Source organism: Roseibacterium elongatum DSM 19469 (assembly GCF_000590925.1).
Classification (GTDB): domain Bacteria; phylum Pseudomonadota; class Alphaproteobacteria; order Rhodobacterales; family Rhodobacteraceae; genus Roseibacterium; species Roseibacterium elongatum.
Genome location: NZ_CP004372.1, coordinates 2,575,445 through 2,596,921 on the forward strand (window position 1 = coordinate 2,575,445; position 21,477 = coordinate 2,596,921).

Sequence of the window (21,477 nt, forward strand, 5' to 3'; positions counted from 1 at the left end):
AAACAGGCGGCTTTCGGGTCGAGTGAGGGGCGCGCCAATATGGCCGAAACGGAAACGGGCGACGATATCGTCAAGGGCCGCGTGAAGTGGTTCGATGCAGGAAAGGGGTTCGGGTTCATCCTGTCGGACGACGGGGGGCCGGACATCTTGCTGCATGCAAATGTACTAAGGAATTTCGGACAGGGATCGGTCGCCGAGGGCGCGGCGATCACGGTTCTGGCCAACGAGACGCCGCGCGGGCTGCAAGCCTACGAGGTGCTGGCCATAGAGCCGCCCGCACCCGATGCCGACGGGGGCGGTTTGGGCGCCGATCTGCCCGAGGCGCCGGCCGATGCGCCTTTCCTCGCGGCACGGGTGAAATGGTTCGACAAGGCCAAGGGCTTTGGCTTTGCCAATATCTTCGGCCAGCCCGAGGACGTGTTCATCCATGTCGAGATCTTGCGTCGACACGGTCTGTCCGATCTGCAGGCGGGTGAGGCGGTGGCGATGAAGGTCGTCGAAGGACCGCGTGGCAAATTGGCCGCCGAAGTGCGCAGCTGGGATTTCGTGACTTGAGACACTGGCTCGGCATCTCGTCTGGCGCTTGCCGGTTGCTCTGACCTCGCCCGCAGGTCCGGTTGCGGCGGCCTGCAGCGACGACCGGGTCGAATTGCGGGGCGATTTCGGCACGGTCCGGTTTCGCGTCGCCGTGGCCGATGACCCGCGCGAACGGGCGCAGGGGCTTATGCATGTCCCCGAGATGCCGCGCATGGCGGGCATGCTCTTTGTTTACGAGCGGCCGCAATCCGTCAGTTTCTGGATGGCGAACACGCTGATCCCGCTCGACATGATCTTTTTCGACGAAACCGGTGTCGTGACCCGCATCCACGAAAACGCCGTTCCGTTGGACCGGACGGGCATTCCCGGTGGCGACGGCGTTCAATACGTCCTCGAAATCAACGGCGGCATGGCCCGGCAACTGGGCATCGACGTGGGCGACACGTTTCGCCACCCGTCGGTGTCGGAAGATTTGGCCGTTTGGCCCTGTGAGGGCGAGTAGGGGCTTGCCCTTGCCGCGTCCGCGCGGATAACAGGGCAGTCGTCGGGGCGTAGCGCAGCCTGGTAGCGCGTCTGTTTTGGGTACAGAAGGTCGTGAGTTCGAATCTCGCCGCCCCGACCATGCCCCCAGCCTTCCCACAACATCTGGTATCTCGTTGGTCGCATCGGGTCGTGAGGCCGGCATTGCCTCTTTGTGCGTGACCTGATCGCAACATCTAGTGGTGTGGCATTGGCCATCGTCTCCGCGTTGCGAGACGGCCAAGCTGGGCGTCGTGCCGCATGCCACGCCTGGCCCGTTGCCTGAGCCGCGGGGCTTATCCCTATCGTCCTTTGAGAAAATTCGCCGTTCTGCAACCGCAGCATGACGTTGCTGTGAATCACGCTGATTAGGGCGGTGCCGGAAAGGGGGCGGCAAAGCAAGCAAAAAAATAGCAGTGGATAGTCTTAAAAAGCCGTTGACGCTCTAGGTCCAACTACGTCAGTTTGTGTTTGTCGAGATCGGGGCCACTAGATATAGCGCCACTCGACAGGGGCAGAGGGTAAGCTCGCAACATGACATCGCCGATCACCAGCATCTGCGCCCCGGCGCGGAGCCGGGGTGGTCTGTGCGACGCCTGGCGGGGCCCCTGACGGATCGAAACACGACGGCCAGAGTGCTTCAAGACGCTGGCAGGCCGCACAGGGGAAACGAAGGGCGAAAGAGGCAGCCATGAAAATCGAACGCAGATTCACGCGCGCCGGTGCAGACGCATATGCCGAACTGGAATTCACGACCACCAGCTCGGAGATCCGCAATCCGAACGGGACGGTGGTGTTCCGCCTCGACGAGGTCGAAGTGCCCGCCGGCTGGAGCCAGGTCGCCTCGGACGTCATCGCGCAAAAGTATTTCCGCAAGGCCGGCGTGCCCGCACGTCTGAAGCCGGTGAAGGAAAAGCGCGTGCCCGATTTCCTGTGGCGCCATGTGGCCGACGAAAAGGCGCTGGAGGAATTGCCGGAGGACCAGCGTTATGGCGGCGAGACAAGCGCCAAGCAGGTCTTCCGGCGCCTGGCCGGGGCCTGGTGCTATTGGGGCTGGAAGGGTGGCTACTTCACCACCGAAGACGACGCCCGCGCCTATTTCGACGAAATGCAGCTGATGCTGGCGCGCCAGATGGCAGCACCCAACAGCCCGCAATGGTTCAACACCGGCCTGCACTGGGCCTATGGCATCGATGGCCCGGCGCAGGGCCACTACTATGTGGACTACAAGACCGGCAAGCTGACGAAATCGACCTCGTCCTACGAGCATCCGCAGCCGCATGCCTGTTTCATTCAGGGCGTGCAGGACGATCTGGTGAACGAGGGCGGCATCATGGACCTGTGGGTCCGCGAAGCGCGTCTGTTCAAATATGGCTCGGGCACCGGCACGAACTTCAGCCACCTGCGCGGCGAGGGCGAGAGCCTGTCGGGCGGCGGCAAGTCGTCGGGCCTGATGGGCTTTCTCAAGATCGGTGACCGCGCAGCGGGCGCGATCAAGTCGGGCGGCACCACGCGCCGCGCGGCGAAAATGGTCATCGTCGATGCCGACCACCCCGATATCGAGGAATTCATCGAATGGAAGGTGGTCGAAGAGCAGAAGGTCGCCAGCCTCGTGGCCGGGTCCAAGGCGCATGAGAAAACGCTCAACGGCATTTTCACCGCGATCCGCGAATGGGATGGCAGCCTCGAGGATGCGGTCGATCCGGCCAAGAACGACACGCTGAAAAAGGCCGTCCGCACCGCCAAGCAGGCCAGCGTGCCGGAAACCTACATCAAGCGCGTGCTGGACTACGCCAAGCAGGGCTATACCTCGATCGAGTTTCCGACCTACGACACCGATTGGGACAGCGAGGCTTACAGCTCCGTCTCGGGGCAGAACTCGAACAACTCGATCCGCGTCACTGATGCGTTCCTCAAGGCCGTCGAAAACGACGAGGACTGGCACCTGACGAACCGTGTCGATGGCTCGGTCGCCAAGACGGTCAAGGCGCGCGATCTGTGGGACAAGGTGGGCCATGCCGCCTGGGCCTGTGCCGACCCCGGCATCCAGTTTCACGACACGGTCAACGCCTGGCATACCTGCCCGGCCGATGGCGAGATCCGCGGCTCGAACCCGTGCTCGGAATACATGTTCCTGGACGACACGGCCTGTAACCTCGCGTCGATGAACCTGCTGACCTTCTACTCGGGCGGCCAGTTCGATGCCGAAAGCTACATCCACGCCAGCCGTCTGTGGACGCTCACGTTGGAGATCAGCGTGATGATGGCGCAGTTCCCGTCCAAGGAGATCGCGCAACTCAGCTACGATTACCGCACGCTGGGTCTGGGCTATGCCAATATCGGCGGTCTCTTGATGAACATGGGGCTGAGCTATGACAGCCCCGAAGGCCGCGCGCTGTGCGGGGCGTTGACCGCGATCATGACCGGCGTGTCCTACGCGACCTCGGCCGAGATCGCCTCGGAACTGGGGGCGTTTCCGGGCTATGCCAACAATCGCGAGCATATGCTGCGCGTCATCCGCAACCACCGCGCCGCCGCCTATGGCAAGACCGAGGGCTACGAGGGGCTGAACGTGAACCCCGTCGCGCTGGATCATGGCAATTGCCCCGACCAGCGCCTGATCGACCTGGCCAAGCAGGCCTGGGACGAGGCGCTGACCCTCGGCGAAAGCCACGGCTTCCGCAACGCGCAGGCCACGGTTCTGGCCCCCACGGGCACCATCGGCCTGGTCATGGATTGCGACACCACCGGGGTCGAGCCCGATTTCGCCCTTGTGAAGTTCAAGAAGCTGGCCGGCGGCGGCTATTTCAAGATCATCAACCGCTCGTGCCCGCCGCGTTGGAAAAGCTGGGCTACTCCTCGAGCCAGATCGAGGAAATCATCAGCTACGCCGTGGGGCAGGCACCATCGGCAACGCGCCCGGCATCAACCACACGGCGCTGATCGGCCATGGCTTTGGCGCGAAAGAGATCGAGAAGATCGAGGCCGCGCTGCCCTCGGCCTTCGATATCCGCTTCGTCTTCAACCAGTGGACCCTGGGCGAAGAGTTCTGCACCCAGACCCTTGGGATCCCGGCCGAAAAGCTGAACGATCCCACCTTCGACATGCTGCGGCATCTGGGCTTTTCCAAGCCCGAGGTCGAGGCTGCGAACGACCATGTCTGTGGGACCATGACCCTGGAGGGGGCGCCTTTCCTCAAGGAAGAGCACTACTCGATCTTCGATTGTGCCAATCCCTGCGGGAAAAAGGGCAAGCGCTATCTCAGCGTCGAAAGTCACATTCGCATGATGGCCGCCGCGCAATCCTTCATCTCGGGCGCGATCTCCAAGACGATCAACATGGCCAACCACGCCTCGATCGAGGATTGCCAGAAGGCTTACGAGTTGTCCTGGTCGCTGGGGGTGAAGGCCAACGCGCTCTACCGTGACGGTTCGAAACTGTCGCAGCCGCTGGCCGCCGCCCTGGTCGAGGATGACGACGAGGCCGCCGAGGTGCTGGAAAGCGGAACTCCGCAGGAAAAGGCGCAGGTGCTGGCCGAAAAGGTGATCGAGAAGGTCATCGTCAAGGAAATCGTCCGCTCGAGCCGGGAAAAGATGCCCGAGCGTCGCAAGGGCTATACGCAAAAGGCCATCGTGGGCGGTCACAAGGTCTATCTGCGCACCGGCGAATACCAGGATGGCAGCCTGGGCGAGATCTTCATCGACATGCACAAGGAAGGTGCCGGCTTCCGCGCGATGATGAACAACTTCGCCATCGCCGTGTCGGTGGGCCTGCAATACGGTGTGCCGCTCGAGGAATTCGTCGATGCCTTCACCTTCACCAAGTTCGAACCCTCGGGGATGGTGCAGGGCAACGACTCGATCAAGAACGCGACGTCGATCCTCGACTACATCTTCCGCGAACTGGCGGTCAGCTATCTGGACCGCACGGACCTCGCCCATGTCGCGCCCGAAGGCACCACCTTCGACGATCTGGGCCGCGGCGTGGAAGAAGGCGTGTCCAACGTGCAGGAGCTGAGCGAAAGCGCGGCCACCAAATCGCTGGAAGTGCTCAAGCAGATCAGCTCGACCGGGTATCTGCGCAAACGCCTGCCCACGGATTTCACCGTGCTGCAGGGCGGGGTCGATCCGATGGCCACGCTCGAGACGCTGGTGCCCGAAACCAAGGGCGGGGGCGGCACCATCGCCGCGGTCGCCGCGACCACGGCGGTCGCGACCGGGACCGTGGGCATGGATGCCCGCGCCAAGGCCAAGATGCAGGGCTACGAGGGCGAGGCCTGCGGCGAGTGCGGAAACTACACGCTGGTGCGCAACGGCACCTGCATGAAGTGCAATACCTGCGGCGCGACGAGCGGGTGTAGCTGAAGGGATCGGGCCGGGCGCCCCCGTGGTGCCCGGCCTGCAAGCGGGGTGGGACTCCGCAGGATATCTTCCGGATTTCCGCTCTGTCCCACGCCGCAGGGTTTCCCAAGGGAAACCCGCGAGTTCCGGGGCGGGTGCGCTCGCCCCTGACGCGGATCAGGCCGCAGGCAGAACACTTCGGGCAGTAAATATCAGAGCCTGATCAGCGAACCTGGGGGAGCCTCGTGCTCCCCCTTTTTCTTTTTGAAACGGTCAAGTCGACCCGGCGTGGCGGGCCAGAATTCGTTGCGGAATTCGACCTGATCAGCGACCTTTGGGGGGTGCCATCTGCCCGCATCATTCTTATGCAAGATGTTTCTGCAAAAGGGCCATGCGGCCACGTTGGCCCACAGATCTTGTAAAAGATTAGGTGTCGCGCCCTCGATCCTTGTCGTCGCGGACACGCACCCGCGCCCTGTTGCGCCAGAGCATCGCCCCCCCGCGATGGCCACCATCGCGCCCAGCATGGCCAGGTGGTCGAGCGCCAGCCAATGCGCAGGACCGTCCGCGTGGCCGGGATGGGCCAGGGCAGGGCCGGCCAGGGCGATCAGGGCAGCGGTCGGGATGATACGGGTCATGGGGCCTCCGGGGATTGCAGGGATGGCCTCATGACAGCAAAACGCGCGCCCAGGGGAAAGCCTGCGCGCGCGCGGTGCGGCACCAATCGCCGCAAATGGCGGATATCCCGGCCGTTTCGCCTAGCGATTAGGCAGAGGGAACAAAGCGATACCCGTCGCCATCGCGCTCGGCCCGGCCGATCCCGCCATTCGGCAGGTGAAAGCCGATCATCGTCATGGCATCCGTTGCGATCTGGTCCAACAATGCCGTGCGCGTCGCGGCCCCCATGGCGAGATCCTGATCCGAGCCCGAATGCCAGGATGGACGGGCAAAGGCGACATGGGGGTTGCCGATCGCATCGCCCACCACCATCAGCGCGTCGTTGCCATCGGCCATGACGAAACTCATATGCCCCGGCGTATGGCCCGGCGTCATCTGCGCGGACACGCCGGGCAGCACCTCGGCCCCGTCGGAGAACAGGGTCATGTTGCCCGCCATCATCTCAAGCCGGCGCTTGGCGCCCACGGCAAAGCTGGCGCGTTCCTCGCCGATGCTGTTCACGGTGGCGTCGTCCATCCAATAGGCATGCTCGACCTCGCCCATCATGTGCTCGGCGTTGTAGAACAACGGCTCGTCGAAATCGTCGAGCATGCCCCAGATGTGATCGGGGTGTCCATGGGTGACGACGACATGTGTCACATCCAGGGGGTCGATCCCTGCGGCGGCCAGCGCATCGCCCAACTGCCCCGCGCTGTCCTGAAAGGCAAAGCCCGCGCCGCAATCGAACAGCACGATATTGTCGCCGTGACGCAGCAAGGTGACGTTGCAGGGTGGTGTCAGGGGCTGATCGGGTGCGATGTCGAAGGGGGCCAGCACGCCGGCAAGGTCGTCCTGCGGCATGGGGCCAAAGATGAACTCGGCGGGCAGCATCAGGTTGCCGTCGCTGAGCGTCGTCACCTCCATCCCGCCGATCGTGGCCGTGGTCTGGGTCCAGCCACGGCGGGGCAGGGTCAAACTGGCCGCCGCCGCCGCCGAGGTTGCCAGGAATGCGCGTTTGGTAAGTGTCATTGTCGTCCTCCCTATGGGGCCAAGGGTAACCCGGAGGAACACATTCAAAAAGGGGGATATTTTGCGTCGTCAAAAACTGCACCGGCGCAGGTCCCCCACGCCGGTGCCGGTTGGCCCCTCGACAGGTGTCTCTAGTCGTCGGTCACGACGATCACCGGCTCCATCCGTTGCAGGATGTCGTCGGCCAGATGACACTTGATTTCATGCCCTTCGGCCAAGCGCTTCATCGGCGGCACCTCGGTCTCGCAAAGGTTGCCGGGCACGTCGGATTTCCACTTGCACCGCGTCTGGAACGGACAGCCCGAGGGCGGGTTCATGGCCGATGGAATGTCGCCTTCAAGCACGATGTGCTTTTTCTCGACCGATGTATCGGCGATGGGGACGGCCGACAGCAGCGCCTCGGTATAGGGGTGGTAGGGCGGGGCAAAGACCTGTGCCGTGTCGCCGATCTCGACCACATGGCCCAGATACATGACCATTACCCGGTCGCTGAGATACCGCACGATGCTGAGATCATGGCTGATGAACAGCAGCGTCGTCTTCTCGCGGCGCTGGATCTCCATCAACAGGTCGGTGACGGCGGCCTGCACAGACACGTCCAGCGCCGAGACGGGTTCATCCGCCACGACGATGCGTGCGCCCCCGGCAAAGGCGCGGGCGATGCCCACGCGCTGTTTCTGCCCGCCCGAGAGTTGCCGGGGCATGCGATCGGCAAAGGCACGCGGCAGTTTCACGAGGTCGAGCAGATCCAGCATCTTTTCGCGCCGTTCGGCATCGGTCTTGCCGATCCCGAAGACCTCGAGCGCGCGCATGATCTGACGGCCCACCGTCATCGACGGGTTGAGCGTGTCGAACGGGTTCTGGAACACCATCTGCACCGACGAGATCGTGCGCGTGTCGCGGTTCTGGATCTCGATGTCCTCGATATTCCTGTTGTCCAGAAGGACCTGCCCCTCGGTCGCGGTTTCCAGCCCCATCAGAACCTTGGCGAGCGTGGACTTGCCGCAGCCGCTTTCGCCGACGATGGCCAGTGTCTCGGATTCGCGCGCTTCGAAACTGATCGTCTCGTTGGCCTTGACCACCTTCTTGTCGCCGCCGCTGAACAGGGCGCTGGCGGCCACCTCGTAGTATTTCTTGAGGTTCTCGACCTTCAGGACGGTGTCGCCGACCTCGGCCTTTTCGGTCGTTTCGGCCACATCCGGCGGCGCGCTCCAGTCGATCTCCTGAAACCGCAGGCAGCGCGTGTTGTGGCGGTCATTGCCGGGCACACGGGCCATCGGGATCTCGCCCACGTTGCAGCGCCCCTCTTCGAAGTAATTGCATCGCGGCCCGAAATTACAGCCGGGCGGGCGTTCATGGGGCAGGGGGAAATTGCCGGGGATCGCGACCAGCGGGCGCGCGTTCTTGTCGGCACCCGGCAGCGGGATCGAGCGGAACAGCGCCTGCGTGTAGGGGTGCTGCATCTCGTCGAACACATCTTCGATCGAGCCTGTCTCGACCGCCTCGCCGGAATACATCACGCACAGCCGGTCGCAGGTTTCCAGCACGAGACCCAGATTATGCGAGATGAACAGCATCGAGGTGCCGTATTTCTCGCCCAGACCCTTCACCAGATCCACGATCCCGGCCTCGACCGTCACGTCCAGCGCGGTGGTCGGCTCGTCCAGAATCAGAAGCGACGGTTTCGACATCAACGCCATGGCGATGACGATGCGCTGTTGCTGGCCGCCCGACAGTTGGTGGGGGTAGCTGCGCAGCATCCGCTCGGGGTCGGGCAGGCGCACGTCCTGGACGACCTCGAGCGCCATCTGGTAGGCCTCGGCCTCGGATTTGCCCTCGTGGATCATGGGCACTTCCATCAGCTGCTTGCCGATGCGCATGGCCGGGTTCAGCGACGCCATCGGCTCCTGGTAGATCATAGCGATCTGCGAGCCGCGGATGGCGCGCAACTCCTCCTGGCTCATCTCGTTCAGGTCGCGTCCCTTGAACTTGATCGTGCCGCCAACGACGCGGCCGTTCACGCCAAGGTCCTGCATCACGCCGAGCGCGACCGTGGATTTGCCGCAGCCGGATTCGCCCACGAGGCCCATGGCCTCGCCCGGCATGACCTTGCAGGAAAAATCCATCACCGCAGGATTTCACGCAGCCGGGTGAAGAACGAGATCGAGAGGTTCTCGATTTCCAGGATCGGCCCGTCATAGCGGTCGGGCAGAACTGCGGCGGCATCGGGGGATTGATCGAGCATGGCGTCAGTCCTTCAGGCTTTCTTCGCGCAGGCCGTCGGCCAGCAGGTTGAGGCCGAGCACCAGGCTCATGAGCGCAAGCGCGGGCGGCAGGGCGGGGTGGGGGTAGATCGTCAGAAGGCGGCGGCCTTCGTTGATGGTCGATCCCCAATCGGGGCTTTCGGGGCTGACGCCGAGGCCGAAAAAGCCGAGCGTTCCCAGAAGGATCGTGGTGTAGCCGATACGCAGGCAGAAATCGACGATCAGCGGCCCGCGGGCGTTTGGCAGGATCTCCCACAGCATGATGTACCACGGGCCTTCACCGCGGGTCTGGCCCGCGGCGACGTAATCGCGCGTCTTGATGTCCAGCACGATGCCGCGAACGATGCGGAACACGGTGGGGCTGTTCACGAAGACCACCGAGACAAAGACGATCAGGATATTGCCGGGCATCGAGATGATGCCGAGCGGATCGGCATTGAAGGCCAGCCCGGAATACAGCCAGAAGCCGATGACCAGCGAAATGGCGATATAGGTCATCCGTTTCGCAGGCTGCGTGTAGTAGCGCGAGTTGAACAGCACCACGAAGAACAGGATCGGGAACAGGAACAGAACCGCCGCCATGTAGGTGGGGATGCCGGCCGCCACGATCTCGGGCGTCACCAGCAGGTAGAAGAGCAGGATCACCGGGAAGGCCAAGACGAGATTGGCGATGAAGGTCAGGATGGTGTCCAGCTTGCCGCCGAAATAGCCGGCCGGCAGGCCCAGGGTGATACCGACCATGAAGGCGAACAGCGTCGCGGCCGGGGCGATCTTGAGCACTTCGCGCGCGCCCATGACCATGCGGCTGAACACGTCGCGGCCCACGGTTGTCACCGCCCAGAAGGTAGTACAGATAGGCCCCGTCATCGGGGCTGGGGACGGGCGTGCCCGGCACTTCGTTGCGCATCTGGCTGATCACGTCGATCGGCCCGTAGGTGATGACCATGCCCGCGAAGATCGCGGTGAACATCCAGAACATCACGATGCCAAAGCCGATCATGCCGATCAGGCTGTCGAACAGTTTGCCATAGAGGCCCAGCTTGCGCTTGAAGGCGATCGACACGGCGAAAAGCACGATCAGCGCGATCCAGACCGGCAGGAATTGCCGCGCCATGGCGCCGATGACCCCCTGGTCCATCGGGTCGGACTGTACAAGGCCGCCGATGATGAACACCACGCAGCAGGCGAGGAACAGGAACACCGCGTATTTCATCGCCATAAGGGCGTAATCGACCGGGGTGCGGCTGACGGTCAGCGTGTGGTCGGGGTTGATCTGCACCTCGCCCGCGCGCAGCCCGGCAAGGGTGAGGGCGAAGTTCGACAGCATGCCGATGGCAAAAACCACCACCGCCGCCAGCATCAAGGGGTTCAGGATGGGGCCGAGCGCGCCAGTCCAGGTCAGAAGGTCCATGGGCACTCTCCCTTATGAGATGCGGATGCGCGGATTGAGGAAGACATAGCCGATATCCGAGATCAGCTGCGTCACCAGCACGACGAAAACCGCGACGATCGAACAGGCCAGAAGCAGCTCGATATCGTTGTTCGAGGCCGCCTGCACCAGCGTCCAGCCAAAGCCGTTGTAGTTGAACAGGGTCTCGACGATCACGACACCCGTCAGCAGCCACGGGAATTGCAGCATGATGACCGTGAAGGGCGCGATCAGCGCATTCCTGAGCGCATGTTTCAGCACGATGTTGCGAAAGCTCACGCCCTTCAGCCGGGCGGTGCGGATGTATTGGGCGGTCATCACCTCGGCCATCGAGGCACGCGTCATCCGCGCGATGTAGCCCATGCCGTAAAGGGCGATGGTCATCACCGGCAGGGTGAAGTTCCAGAAGGTTATCCCCTCCATCGCCGAACGGGCCGAGCCCAGGAACAGCGTGCGTCCCTCGATCCAGCCCATCTCGGACAGCCACGGCGACAGGCCCGTGGTGGACGAGGCCAGCAGCACGATGAAGATCACCCCCGAGACATATTCCGGCGTCGCGGTCGAGGCGATCGAGACGGTCGACAGGGATCGGTCCATGCGCGACCCCTCTCGCATGCCCGCCAGCACGCCAATGATCAGCGCCGCGGGCACCATCACCGCAAAGGCCCAGAACATGAGCTTGCCGGTCAGCGCCAGGCGTCCGCCGATGATGTTGGACACCTCGTCATCGGACACTGTCGAATAGCCAAGGTCACCCTGCAGCAGCCCGCAGAAGGTGGGCGCGATGTCGGCCGGCGTGTCGCTGTCGATGCAGCGCCCGGTGATCTCACCCTCGGGGCCCTCGCGCGTCCAGCCCGGAACGACGCCCAGCCATTCGCCATAACGCAGGATCAAGGGGCCGCCATAACCGTTTCGATCCAGCCAGCTGGCGACCTCGGCATCGGTCATGCGCGCGTTGCCCTGGGTTTTCGCCAGCTTTTCGAGGTTGGGGTAGAGGTTCGTGAGAAAGAACACCACGAAGGTCAGGCAGATCGCCGTCAAAACCATCACGCCGAACCGGCGGAGAATGAAGAGTCCCATGTCTATCCCTGTCTGTACGGGTCGCGCCGCGTGCGGCCGCGCCCCCGATGGCCGGGCCTCTTGTCGGTGAGGGCCCTTTTGATCTGGATGGGTCCCGCCGGGACTGGCAGGGGAACCGGGGCGAGGCCGTCATGGCCCGCCCCGGCAGGTGTCACGAGATCAGGCTTCGACGCCCAGGTAGTGGACGTTGATCTCGAACTTGGGATGCATGTCGGCGTTGATGACCTCGGCCTTGTGGTGCCGGAAGAGCGAGCGCCAGTAGGGCTGCAGCGTCACCGCGTCCTCCTGCAGGATGCTTTCGAGCTGCGCCATCACCTCGCTGCGGGCCTCGGCATCCAGGATACCGTTGGCCTGATCCAGCAAAGCGTCGAATTCCGGGTTGGAATAGCCGAATTCATTCCACGCCACGCCCGAGCGGTAGGCGAGGTTGTGGATGATCACGCCCAGTTCGCGGTGGTTCCAGTTGGTCGAGCTGAACGGATAGGTCGTCCAGTCGTTCCAGAAGGTCGAGCCGGGAATGACGGTCCGTTCCACGTTGAAGCCGGCGTCGCGCAACTGCGCCGCGACGGCGTCGGTCGTGTTGCGGCGATAGTCGTCGTCGATCGACACGATCTCGAACACGTGGTCGGCATGCCCGGATTCCTGCAGCATGGCATTGGCCGCATCGGGGTCGACCGTCAGCGGCGGCAGTTCGGCATATTCGGGATGGATCGGGCAGACATGGTGATGTTCGCCCAAGGTGCCCTGACCGTTGATGCCGAGATCGAGGCAGACCTGCGGGTCGACCGCCAGCTGGATCGCCTTGCGCACCATCGGGTTGTCATAGGGCGCAGTGTTCTGGTTGGGGCGGATGACCACGGTGGCCGCGGTCGTCACCTCGGACTGGGTCCAGCCGATGGCGGCGAACAGATCGACGAACTCGCCCACGGTCTCGTAGGTCATGTCGAATTCATCGGCTTCGGCGGCGGCGAACCATGCGGCGGGATCCTGGCCCAGGTCGACGAAGATCACCTCGTCCAGATAGGCCTCGCCCCAGTAGTCGTGATCGGGGTTCTTCTCCAGCCGCGCCTGCACGCCGACCTCGTAATCGGTGATGCGGTAGGCGCCCGTGCCCACGCCGTGATCCAGCGGGTTGGTGCCGATCAGGTCGCGGTGCTGCACGGCCGACGGGTAGTCGGCGATACCGGGCACCAGGGTGATGTCGGGGGCAGGGTAGTTGATGCGCACCGTCAGCGGATCGACCACCTCGATCGCGCCGTCGCGGGCCACGCCGGTATCAGGGTCGACCAGACCGCCCATGCGCGCGGCCATCGAGTTGCCTTCGACGGTCGAGTCGCACCAGCCGATGAAGTTCGCGGCCACGTCCTCGGCGGTGAAATCGTCACCGTTGTTCCACTTGACGCCCTCGCGCAGGCGCAGCGTGTACTGGGTGGCGTCCTCGTTGGCCTCCCAGCTGTCCAGAAGGACACCGCTGAACGAGCCATCGGCATTGTATTCGATCAGATATTCCAGGATGCCGCGGCTGACATTGGCCATTTGCGACCAGTCATAGGTGCGCGGGTCCTTCAGGGCGCGCACCTCCATCTGAATGCGCAGGCTACCGCCCATCGGCGGCGTGGCGCGCATGGTTTCGGCGGCGGCGGGTGTGGCGCCGATCATCGAATAGGCGGCGGCGGCGGTGACCCCAAGGGCGGTCGAGCGCACGAGGAATTCACGTCGGCTGAGTTTGCCGTCCTTGTATTCCCGGGCGTACATCTCGGCCACCGGATGCGAGGCAAGGCCCTGTGTCTGGGTTTTCGTCATCTATGTCGTCTCCCTGTGACATGTCGTGTTTTCTTGTTTTGGGCCTCGTGACCGCAGGGTGCGGTGCGTCCGCGGGATAGACCTGTGCGGACTGCGTACGCGAGACCAACGATACCATATCGCCATTGGCGCCCGGAGTCGCCCCAGCGTCAACGGTAAGTCGCGACCAGTAATTGTCCAATTGCGACATCATTATCGAAGAAAAACGACATCTCCCCCGAGCGCAACCCGATTCTGCGCAGCAGCACGGGCGCGGCGGCCTGTCTGGTCGGAGATGGTTCAGGCGCGTCGCGCCGGCGATCGGAAATCCGAAGGGGTCTGTCCGGTCGCCTGTGAAAAGGCGCGGGTGAAATAGGCCGCCGAGGAAAACCCGAGATGTTCGGCGATCTCGCGGGCCGGCATGTCGGTGCTCATCAGCAGGCGTCGGGCCTCGGACATGATCCGTTCGACCAACAGGGCATGGGCCGGACGCCCCGAAGCTTCGCGACACACACGGCTGAGATGGGTCGGGGTCACCTGCAGTTGCGCCGCGTAGTCGGCCACGCCGCGCCCGGTGCGGAACTGGGCCTCCATCCGCTCGGCGAACAATTCGGCCAGCCGGTGGCTTTTCTCGCGCAGGACGCTGCCTTCCTGCCGCGTCAATTCGCGCGCGATCCAGACCGAGATCAGCAGTGAATAGGCTGTCAGGGCGCGCTCCATCGCCGGGGCCTGGGCGGCGATTTCGCGTTCGATCTTTTCCAGATGGCTGGTCAGGCTGCCCTGCGCCTCGATATTCGAGACGCGCAGGTGCAGCGCCCCCTCGGGCAGGCCGAGGCTGTCATCGGGCGGAAGGCCCAGTTCCAGGCCCTGGGTCTGCGCCGGCAATTCCAGCGCCAGTTGCGCGCGCGCCGGAACGAAGATCGCGGTGTTGGGGCCGTAGCCGCGCGTGATGCCGTTGACGGTGATGCGCCCCTGGCCGCGCGTGATCCAGTACAGCCGGTTTCTGGGGCTGGAATGCAGAAGCTCCAGCTTCCAGGCCCCCTGCATCCTGAGTTTGCCCAGGGACAGGACCGAGTGAACGAGCGGACGGCGGGTGGTTTCGAACATGTGCGCAACGCTACTCTTCTCTGAGGCGAGCGCAAGCGGGATGGCCGCGCGCCCGGTCAGGGTCGGCGGATCTTTTCCCAATGCCCCATGCGCGCCCTGAACCAGGTGCGCTGGCGCTTGGCGTATTGGCGGCTGGCGATGATGGCGGCCTCGCGCGCGGCATCGAGGGTCATCTCACCGCGCAGATGGGCGATCAGGTCCGGCGCGCCGATGGCCTTGCGCGCGCCCCCGGCCGTGTCCCAGCGATGCAGGTTGGCGCGCGCTTCCTCCAGCGCACCGGCGGCAAGCATCGCGTCGAAACGCTGCGCGATCCGCGCGTTCAGCCAGTCACGATCGGCCTCGACGACAAAGGCGCGTGTGCGATCGAGCGGCAGCAGGGGCGGTGGCGTGGCGTCCTGCCACCGGCTCGAGGGCCGTACCCGTGGCCGCGCCAGACCCTCCCAGCCCGCGCTGCACGCGGGCGCGGTTGGCCCTGTCGATCCTGGCGGCAAGCACCGGATCGACCCGGTCGAGATCGGCCAGCAGCGCGTCATGGGACATGGCATCGGCCTCGGCCCGCACCTCGGGCGGCACGGGCGGGATCTCGGCCAGCCCCTCGGTCAGGGCACGGAAATAGAGGCCGGTTCCCCCAACGATCACCGGGCGCCGGTCGCCCGACAGCACCGGGCGCAGGTCGCGCAACCACTGCCCGACGGAATACTCGGCCCCGAACGGGACATGCCCGTAAAGGGCGTGGGGCAGGGCGGCCTCTTCTGCCGCACTGGGGCGCGCTGTCAGAACGCGCCATCCGTCATAGACCTGCAAGGCATCGGCATTCACGATCATCCCGCCGCGGTCGGACACGATGCGGGCGGCCAGGGCCGACTTGCCCGAGGCCGTCGGCCCGGCAATCAGAACCGGCAGATCAGGGGGCAGGTCGTCGAGTGTCACCAATGGATCACGCAGCCATCCGAATGTGTCGCCGGCGCGGGTGCGCAAGGCGTTGAACCGGGCCCGGTTTTAGACCATGTTGCGGCGAACTCAACCAAAGCCGTCTTACCGCCGACCCTGCGTCGCAACAGGAACCTGCCCTCATGCCCGAAACCCCGTCCGACATGCCCGCCGACGACGCGCGTCCCATCGAACGCACGGTCGATCCGCTTTATGGCCGTGTGATGCTCAAGATTTCGGGCGAGGCGCTGATGGGGGACCAGGGGTTCGGCCTGCATCCGCCCACGGTCGAGCGCATCGCGCGCGAGGTCAAGTCGGTGCGCGATCTGGGCGTCGAGATCTGCATGGTGATCGGGGGCGGAAACATCTTTCGAGGGCTGCAGGGCAGCGCGCAGGGGATGGAGCGGACGACCGCCGATTACATGGGCATGCTGGCCACGGTGATGAACGCGCTGGCGATGCAATCGGCGTTGGAATCGATGGGCGTCTTTACCCGCGTGATCAGCGCCATTCCCATGGACCAGGTCTGCGAGCCCTATATCCGCCGCCGCGCCGTGCGGCATCTCGAAAAGAAGCGTGTGGTGATCTTCGCCGCGGGCACCGGCAACCCGTATTTCACCACCGACACCGCCGCCACCCTGCGCGCCAACGAAATGAAATGCGAGGCGATTTTCAAGGGGACCAAGGTGGACGGCGTCTATGACAAGGACCCGAAAAAGCACGCAGATGCCAAGCGCTACGAGACGGTCACCTATGACGAGGTGCTGGCCCAGCATCTGGGCGTGATGGATGCCTCGGCCATCGCGCTGGCGCGCGAGAACGACATGCCGATCATCGTCTTCAGCCTGGACGAACCCGGCGGCTTCCGCGGCATCCTGGCGGGCGAGGGGACCTATACCCGCGTCGCAGACTGATCGGGACGGCGCGCACGCGGCGGATGCCGTCGAATCGAGTTCTGGAAACTTGCCGCGCGCCGCGTTATCACCACGCACGACAAGCCTGAATAGGAGTGGGCAGAAAACATGGCCGAGGATGAAATCGAGATCGATACCGATGACCTGCAGCGCCGCATGGATGGCGCGCTGGCGTCCTTGAGGACGGAATTCGCGTCTCTGCGCACGGGGCGGGCCTCGGCCCAGATGCTGGACCCGGTCATGGTGGAGGCCTATGGCCAGCCCACCCCGATCAACCAGGTGGGCACGGTCAATGTGCCCGAGCCGCGGATGGTCACCATCAACGTCTGGGACAAGTCGATGGTGGGCAAGGTCGAAAAGGCGATCCGCGAAAGCGGCCTCGGCATCAACCCGCAGCTCAACGGCACCATCATCATGCTGCCCATCCCCGAGCTGAACGAGGAACGCCGCCGCGAACTGACCAAGGTGGCCGCGCAATATGCCGAACATGCCCGTGTCGCCATCCGCAACGTGCGGCGCGATGGCATGGACCAGATCAAGAAGGCCAAGGCACAAGGCCACATGTCCGAGGACGACCAGAAACTCTGGGAAGCCGAGGTGCAGGAGATGACGGACGCCCATATCGCTCGTGTCGACGACGCGCTCGAGCACAAGCAGAAAGAAATCATGCAGGTATGATGCGGGGCGCGCGGGCCCTGCGCGCATCGCGCGGCCCGTGGTCCAAGGCGCCGGATGGCTTCGTGCGGGCCGGCTTTTCTTTAAGGTCCACATGAAGAACGGAATTTTGACATGACGCAGAAGACACCCACGCATGTGGCCATCATCATGGACGGCAACGGCCGATGGGCTCAGACACGCGGCCGTCCGCGACTGGTCGGCCACCATGCCGGGGCGCGCCGGGTCAAGGAAATCGTCCGCGCCTGTCCCGATCTGGGGGTGGATTACCTGACCGTCTTCGCCTTCTCGACCGAGAACTGGAAACGCACCCAGACCGAGGTCGCGGGCCTGATGAAGCTGTTCAAGCGCTATATCCGGCGCGAGGCGCGTGCGCTCTTCGAGGAAAATGTGCGCGTGCGCTTCATCGGCGACCGGGTGCGGCTGGAGCCGGCGCTTGTCGATCTGATGGACGGGCTGGAGTTGATGACCGCGGGCAACACCGGCATCAATCTGACCATCGCGCTGAATTACGGCGGGCGGGACGAGGTGACGCGCGCCGCGCGGCGCCTGGCCAACGATGTGAAGCTGGGCAAGCTCGATCCGCGCAACATCTGCGACGAGACCTTTCCGCGCTATCTCGACACCCATGTCCTGCCAGATCCCGACCTGGTGATCCGCACATCGGGCGAGGCGCGGATCTCGAACTTCCTGCTGTGGCAGTCGGCCTATTCGGAATACGAATTCATCGACACGCTCTGGCCCGATTTCACCCCCGAGGTGTTCGCCGAAGTGCTGGAAAGGTTCGGCACGCGCGAGCGTCGCTTCGGCGCGGTTCCGGTCTGAGGCGCGCATGGCGCTGTCGCGCGACAGTTTTTCGGATCTGCTGACGCGGTTGCTGACGGGCATCGTGCTGGCCGCGGTGGGTTTGGGGGCCGTCTGGGCCGGGCATCCTTGGTTCAGCCTGCTGGTCGTGGCGGTCGTGGCGACGCTGATCTGGGAACTGGCCCGCATGCTCGAGGCCGGCGCCAAGCGCGCCTTGATTCTGGGCGCACTGGCCGGGGCGCTTTTGCTCGCGGCCAAGTTCCTGCCCGTCGGACTTGCGCTGCCGTTGCTGATGCTGGCGGGCATTTCGGGGATTGCGGTGCTGGATCGCAACCGCACGCTGTTCGTCATCCTGACAGTGCTGATCATGCTGGCCAGTTTCGGCCTGATGTTTCACCGCGACGAATTTGGCGTGACCTGGATGCTGTGGCTGGTGCTGGTGGTCGCGGTGACCGACATCTTCGGCTATTTCGCCGGGCGCGTTTTCGGCGGGCCGAAGTTCTGGCCGCGTGTGAGCCCCAAGAAAACTTGGTCCGGCACGATCGCGGGATGGGTCGGCGCCGGCGGGATCGGCGCCATCTTCATGGCGGTGACGGGCGCTGGCCTGGAACTGATCGGCGTTTCGGTCGCATTGAGCATGGCCAGCCGATGGGCGATATCGCCGAGTCGGCTGTCAAGCGACGTGCCGGCGTCAAGGACAGCTCGTCGCTCCTGCCCGGCCATGGCGGGTTGTGGGACCGGTTCGACGGTATGCTGGGGGCGGCGCTGGTGCTGCTGGTGGTCGAAAGCCTGACCGAGTTTCCGCCCATGCCCGGAGTGATGTGAGCATGACACGACGGATCAGCATTTTCGGCGCGACGGGGTCCATCGGGCAGAACACGGTCGATCTGATTGCCCGCGATCCCGACGCTTACGATGTGGTCGCCCTGACCGGCGGCGCGAATATCTCCCGACTGGCCGAGGACGCGAAGCGCCTGAATGCCGACCTGGCTGTCACCTGCTACCCGGATCGTCTCGACGACCTGCGCGCGGCGTTGCGCGGGACGGGCATCGAGGTGGCCGCGGGCGAGGCGGCCCTGATCGAGGCGGCCGATCGACCCGCCGACTGGATCATGTCGGCCATTGTGGGCGCGGCGGGTCTTGCCCCCGGTTTTCGCGCCCTGCGCCATGGCACCACGCTGGCCCTGGCCAACAAGGAGAGCCTGGTGACGGCCGGCCCCCTTCTGCTGGCCGAGGCGCGGGCGCATGACGCCACCATCCTGCCGGTCGACAGCGAACACTCGGCCGTTTTCCAGGCCTTGGTGGGCGAGGAGATGGACGCGGTCGAGCGCATCATCATCACCGCATCGGGCGGCGGGCTGCGCGACTGGTCGCTCGAGGCGCTGGCCAATGCCACCGTCGCGGATGCCGGCGCGCATCCCAATTGGGACATGGGGCAGCGCATCACCATCGATAGCGCGTCGATGTTCAACAAGGCGATGGAGCTGATCGAAACCAAGGAGTTTTTCGGCGTGCCCCCCGCAAGGATCGAGGCGGTGGTGCACCCGCAATCCATCGTCCACGCGCTTGTCGGGTTCAACGACGGGGCGTTGATGGCGCATCTGGGCGCGCCCGACATGCGCCACGCGATCGGCTATGCGCTGCATTGGCCCGACCGGCGGGATCTGCCCGTCAACCGGATCGATCTGGCGCAGGTCGCCACGCTGGAGTTTCGCGCCCCCGACCTGCGGCGCTATCCCGCGCTCGGGATCGCGCAATCGGTCATGGAAACGGGCGGGCGCGCGGGCTGTATCTTCAACGCCGCCAAGGAGATCGCGCTGGACGGATTCATCGCCGGCCGCATCGGGTTCATGGACATGGCCGGCGTGGTCGAGGCGACCCTTGACGCGATGTCGTCGGAATTCGGCCTCACAATATCCCCATCTACCCTTGAGGAGGTGCTCGAGGTGGACCAAATGGCACGAGATCGCGCGTGGTCCTGCATCCGTCAGAAGGAGATAGCCTGAGTCATGGAGTTCATTCCCGATTTCGGTGGGTTCGCCTTTACCCTTCTGGCTTTCATCGCGGCCCTGTCCGTGATCGTCGCGATCCATGAATACGGCCATTACATCGTCGGTCGCTGGTCCGGCATCCATGCCGAGGTGTTTTCGATCGGCTTCGGGCCGGTCCTGCTCAGCCGGGTGGATCGGCACGGCACCAAATGGCAACTCGCGGCCTTGCCCTTCGGCGGGTACGTGAAATTCCTGGGCGATTCCGACGCCGCCAGCGGCAAGGACGCCGCCGCGATCGATGCGCTCGATGTGCAGGAACGGCGACGGTCGATGCATGGTGCCCCGCTCTGGGCGCGGGCGGCGACGGTTGCGGCCGGGCCGATCTTCAACTTCATCCTGTCGATCATCATTTTCGCCGGCGTGTTGATGGTGTCGGGCCGTCCGGTCGAGGCGCCGATTGTCGGTGCGCCCGCGGCCCTGCCGGCCGAGCGTATCACGCTGCAGGAAGGCGACCTGATCCTCGCCGTCGACGGGCAGCCGGTCGAAACCCTGTCGGAGCTTTATGCGACCGCGCGCGATCTCGCGCCGTCCCCGACGCTCGACTACCGTGTCGAGCGGGCAGGGGAGGAGATGACCGTGACGGCCTCGTTCCTGCTGTTGCCGCTGGTCCAGTCGGTGACGCCGCAATCGGCGGCCATCGAGGCCGGGCTCGAGGAAGGCGACCTGATCGAGGCGGTCAACGGCACGCCGATCTATGCCTTTTCCGAACTGCGCGAGGCGGTCGATGCCTCGGCCGGGGCGCCGATGGACCTGACCATCTGGCGCGATGGCGCGCGTCTTCCGATCACCCTCAGCCCGCGCCGCACGGATCTGCCCACCGCCGATGGCGGGTTCGAGACCCGCTGGCTGATCGGGATCAGCGGCGGCCTGATCTTCGACCCGGTGACCGAACGCGTCGGTCTTTGGTCGGCGATCGTATCGGGCGCGGACCAGACCTGGTTCGTCGTACGCTCGTCGCTGTCGGGGCTATGGCACATGATCACGGGGGCGATTTCCTCGTGCAACCTGCAAGGCCCAATCGGGATCGCCGAAACCTCGGGCGCGGCGGCCAGCCAGGGCCTCGACAATTTCATCTGGTTCATCGCCGTCCTGTCCACGGCGGTCGGGTTGCTGAACCTGTTCCCGATCCCCGTTCTCGACGGCGGGCACCTGATGTTCCACGCCTACGAGGCCGTCTCGGGCAAGCCGCCGTCCGACAAGGCGTTGCGCGTCTTCATGACGGTGGGTCTGACGCTGCTCTTGTCGCTGATGCTGTTTGCCCTGACCAACGATCTGTTCTGCCCCTGAGCGCAAACGCAGGTTTCGCCAAATCGTCTTTGGGTAGCCACAATCGCGCCATCTTCTTTCGGCATACCCGGT

General features: G+C 64.5%; 15 protein-coding genes, 1 tRNA gene and 4 pseudogenes. 12 read left to right on the forward strand and 8 right to left on the reverse strand.

The features are described from left to right. The first annotated feature begins 39 nt into the window (after positions 1–39). From ROSELON_RS12505 to ROSELON_RS12520, 4 genes and pseudogenes are all read left to right on the forward strand, one after another. Positions 40–555 carry a cold-shock protein gene (locus ROSELON_RS12505; RefSeq protein WP_038650397.1) on the forward strand — a complete coding sequence of 172 codons (516 nt, stop codon included), beginning with the start codon at positions 40–42 and terminating at the stop codon, positions 553–555. Positions 556–583: 28 nt separating this feature from the next. Further along, complete coding sequence (locus ROSELON_RS12510; protein WP_025312703.1) at positions 584–1,039, forward strand: DUF192 domain-containing protein; 456 nt, start codon at positions 584–586, stop codon at positions 1,037–1,039. A 43-nt stretch (positions 1,040–1,082) separates the two neighbouring features. Next, a tRNA-Pro gene (locus ROSELON_RS12515) sits at positions 1,083–1,159 on the forward strand. Positions 1,160–1,747: 588 nt separating this feature from the next. After that, positions 1,748–5,420, forward strand: a pseudogene (locus ROSELON_RS12520) (vitamin B12-dependent ribonucleotide reductase). 188 nt (positions 5,421–5,608) lie between these two features. Here the strand turns inward: ROSELON_RS12520 and ROSELON_RS12525 are convergent. The 4 genes and pseudogenes from ROSELON_RS12525 to ROSELON_RS19215 all read right to left on the reverse strand — a co-directional run bounded on the left by ROSELON_RS12525 (position 5,609) and on the right by ROSELON_RS19215 (position 10,213). After that, positions 5,609–6,034 carry a hypothetical protein gene (locus ROSELON_RS12525; protein WP_025312704.1) on the reverse strand — a complete coding sequence of 142 codons (426 nt, stop codon included), beginning with the start codon at positions 6,032–6,034 and terminating at the stop codon, positions 5,609–5,611. 127 nt (positions 6,035–6,161) lie between these two features. Beyond that, positions 6,162–7,082 (reverse strand): MBL fold metallo-hydrolase, encoded by a 921-nt coding sequence (locus ROSELON_RS12530; protein WP_025312705.1) that lies wholly within the window; start codon positions 7,080–7,082, stop codon positions 6,162–6,164. Between the two features lie 131 nt (positions 7,083–7,213). Continuing rightward, positions 7,214–9,327: pseudogene (locus ROSELON_RS12535) on the reverse strand (dipeptide ABC transporter ATP-binding protein). Positions 9,328–9,331: 4 nt separating this feature from the next. Beyond that, on the reverse strand, positions 9,332–10,213 hold the full coding sequence (locus ROSELON_RS19215; protein ID WP_407059657.1) for an ABC transporter permease: 882 nt from the start codon (positions 10,211–10,213) through the stop codon (positions 9,332–9,334). Between ROSELON_RS19215 and ROSELON_RS19220 the strand changes: the two genes are divergently transcribed. After that, on the forward strand, positions 10,140–10,775 hold the full coding sequence (locus ROSELON_RS19220; protein ID WP_407059658.1) for a hypothetical protein: 636 nt from the start codon (positions 10,140–10,142) through the stop codon (positions 10,773–10,775). The two genes, ROSELON_RS19215 and ROSELON_RS19220, sit on opposite strands and share 74 nt — an antisense overlap. Here the strand turns inward: ROSELON_RS19220 and ROSELON_RS12545 are convergent. The 4 genes and pseudogenes from ROSELON_RS12545 to miaA all read right to left on the reverse strand — a co-directional run bounded on the left by ROSELON_RS12545 (position 10,770) and on the right by miaA (position 15,677). Continuing rightward, positions 10,770–11,855, reverse strand: a complete 1,086-nt coding sequence (locus tag ROSELON_RS12545) for an ABC transporter permease (protein WP_025312706.1) — start codon at positions 11,853–11,855, stop codon at positions 10,770–10,772. The genes ROSELON_RS19220 and ROSELON_RS12545 overlap by 6 nt on opposite strands. Positions 11,856–12,014: 159 nt before the next feature. After that, positions 12,015–13,658: an ABC transporter substrate-binding protein gene (locus ROSELON_RS12550; protein WP_025312707.1), complete on the reverse strand. Its 1,644-nt coding sequence runs from the start codon at positions 13,656–13,658 to the stop codon at positions 12,015–12,017. Between the two features lie 279 nt (positions 13,659–13,937). Beyond that, positions 13,938–14,744: an AraC family transcriptional regulator gene (locus ROSELON_RS12555; RefSeq protein ID WP_025312708.1), complete on the reverse strand. Its 807-nt coding sequence runs from the start codon at positions 14,742–14,744 to the stop codon at positions 13,938–13,940. A gap of 56 nt (positions 14,745–14,800) precedes the next feature. Further along, positions 14,801–15,677, reverse strand: a pseudogene (gene miaA / locus ROSELON_RS12560) (tRNA (adenosine(37)-N6)-dimethylallyltransferase MiaA). Positions 15,678–15,838: 161 nt separating this feature from the next. On the opposite strand from miaA, the gene pyrH reads away from it, so the two are divergent. From pyrH to rseP, 7 genes and pseudogenes are all read left to right on the forward strand, one after another. Further along, a complete protein-coding gene (pyrH, locus tag ROSELON_RS12565; RefSeq protein WP_051508474.1) occupies positions 15,839–16,588 on the forward strand; it encodes a UMP kinase in 750 nt (249 codons plus the stop codon). A 108-nt stretch (positions 16,589–16,696) separates the two neighbouring features. Then, on the forward strand, positions 16,697–17,266 hold the full coding sequence (gene frr / locus ROSELON_RS12570) for a ribosome recycling factor (protein ID WP_025312710.1): 570 nt from the start codon (positions 16,697–16,699) through the stop codon (positions 17,264–17,266). 111 nt (positions 17,267–17,377) lie between these two features. Beyond that, on the forward strand, positions 17,378–18,088 hold the full coding sequence (locus ROSELON_RS12575; RefSeq protein ID WP_025312711.1) for an isoprenyl transferase: 711 nt from the start codon (positions 17,378–17,380) through the stop codon (positions 18,086–18,088). A gap of 7 nt (positions 18,089–18,095) precedes the next feature. After that, a pseudogene (locus tag ROSELON_RS12580) lies at positions 18,096–18,635 on the forward strand (phosphatidate cytidylyltransferase); the annotation flags it as partial. 80 nt (positions 18,636–18,715) lie between these two features. Further along, positions 18,716–18,892, forward strand: coding sequence for a phosphatidate cytidylyltransferase (locus ROSELON_RS19090; RefSeq protein ID WP_342665292.1), 177 nt, complete (start codon positions 18,716–18,718; stop codon positions 18,890–18,892). Between the two features lie 2 nt (positions 18,893–18,894). After that, the gene (gene dxr / locus ROSELON_RS12585) at positions 18,895–20,073 is read left to right on the forward strand and encodes a 1-deoxy-D-xylulose-5-phosphate reductoisomerase (RefSeq protein ID WP_025312712.1); all 1,179 of its coding nucleotides are present in this window, start codon (positions 18,895–18,897) and stop codon (positions 20,071–20,073) included. Positions 20,074–20,076: 3 nt separating this feature from the next. Beyond that, positions 20,077–21,405, forward strand: coding sequence for an RIP metalloprotease RseP (rseP, locus tag ROSELON_RS12590; RefSeq protein ID WP_025312713.1), 1,329 nt, complete (start codon positions 20,077–20,079; stop codon positions 21,403–21,405). Positions 21,406–21,477 lie beyond the last annotated feature (72 nt).

Excerpts from the sequence above, each read along its gene's own strand:
- rseP (WP_025312713.1), top strand. The coding sequence starts at position 20,077 with ATGGAGTTCATTCCCGATTTCGGTGGGTTCGCCTTTACCCTTCTGGCT.
- ROSELON_RS12505 (WP_038650397.1), top strand. The coding sequence starts at position 40 with ATGGCCGAAACGGAAACGGGCGACGATATCGTCAAGGGCCGCGTGAAG.
- dxr (WP_025312712.1), top strand. The coding sequence starts at position 18,895 with ATGACACGACGGATCAGCATTTTCGGCGCGACGGGGTCCATCGGGCAG.
- ROSELON_RS12550 (WP_025312707.1), bottom strand. The coding sequence starts at position 13,658 with ATGACGAAAACCCAGACACAGGGCCTTGCCTCGCATCCGGTGGCCGAG.
- pyrH (WP_051508474.1), top strand. The coding sequence starts at position 15,839 with ATGCCCGCCGACGACGCGCGTCCCATCGAACGCACGGTCGATCCGCTT.
- frr (WP_025312710.1), top strand. The coding sequence starts at position 16,697 with ATGGCCGAGGATGAAATCGAGATCGATACCGATGACCTGCAGCGCCGC.
- ROSELON_RS19220 (WP_407059658.1), top strand. The coding sequence starts at position 10,140 with ATGACCATGCGGCTGAACACGTCGCGGCCCACGGTTGTCACCGCCCAG.
- ROSELON_RS12555 (WP_025312708.1), bottom strand. The coding sequence starts at position 14,744 with ATGTTCGAAACCACCCGCCGTCCGCTCGTTCACTCGGTCCTGTCCCTG.
- ROSELON_RS19090 (WP_342665292.1), top strand. The coding sequence starts at position 18,716 with ATGGGCGATATCGCCGAGTCGGCTGTCAAGCGACGTGCCGGCGTCAAG.
- ROSELON_RS12525 (WP_025312704.1), bottom strand. The coding sequence starts at position 6,034 with ATGACCCGTATCATCCCGACCGCTGCCCTGATCGCCCTGGCCGGCCCT.
- ROSELON_RS12575 (WP_025312711.1), top strand. The coding sequence starts at position 17,378 with ATGACGCAGAAGACACCCACGCATGTGGCCATCATCATGGACGGCAAC.
- ROSELON_RS19215 (WP_407059657.1), bottom strand. The coding sequence starts at position 10,213 with ATGACGGGGCCTATCTGTACTACCTTCTGGGCGGTGACAACCGTGGGC.
- ROSELON_RS12530 (WP_025312705.1), bottom strand. The coding sequence starts at position 7,082 with ATGACACTTACCAAACGCGCATTCCTGGCAACCTCGGCGGCGGCGGCG.
- ROSELON_RS12545 (WP_025312706.1), bottom strand. The coding sequence starts at position 11,855 with ATGGGACTCTTCATTCTCCGCCGGTTCGGCGTGATGGTTTTGACGGCG.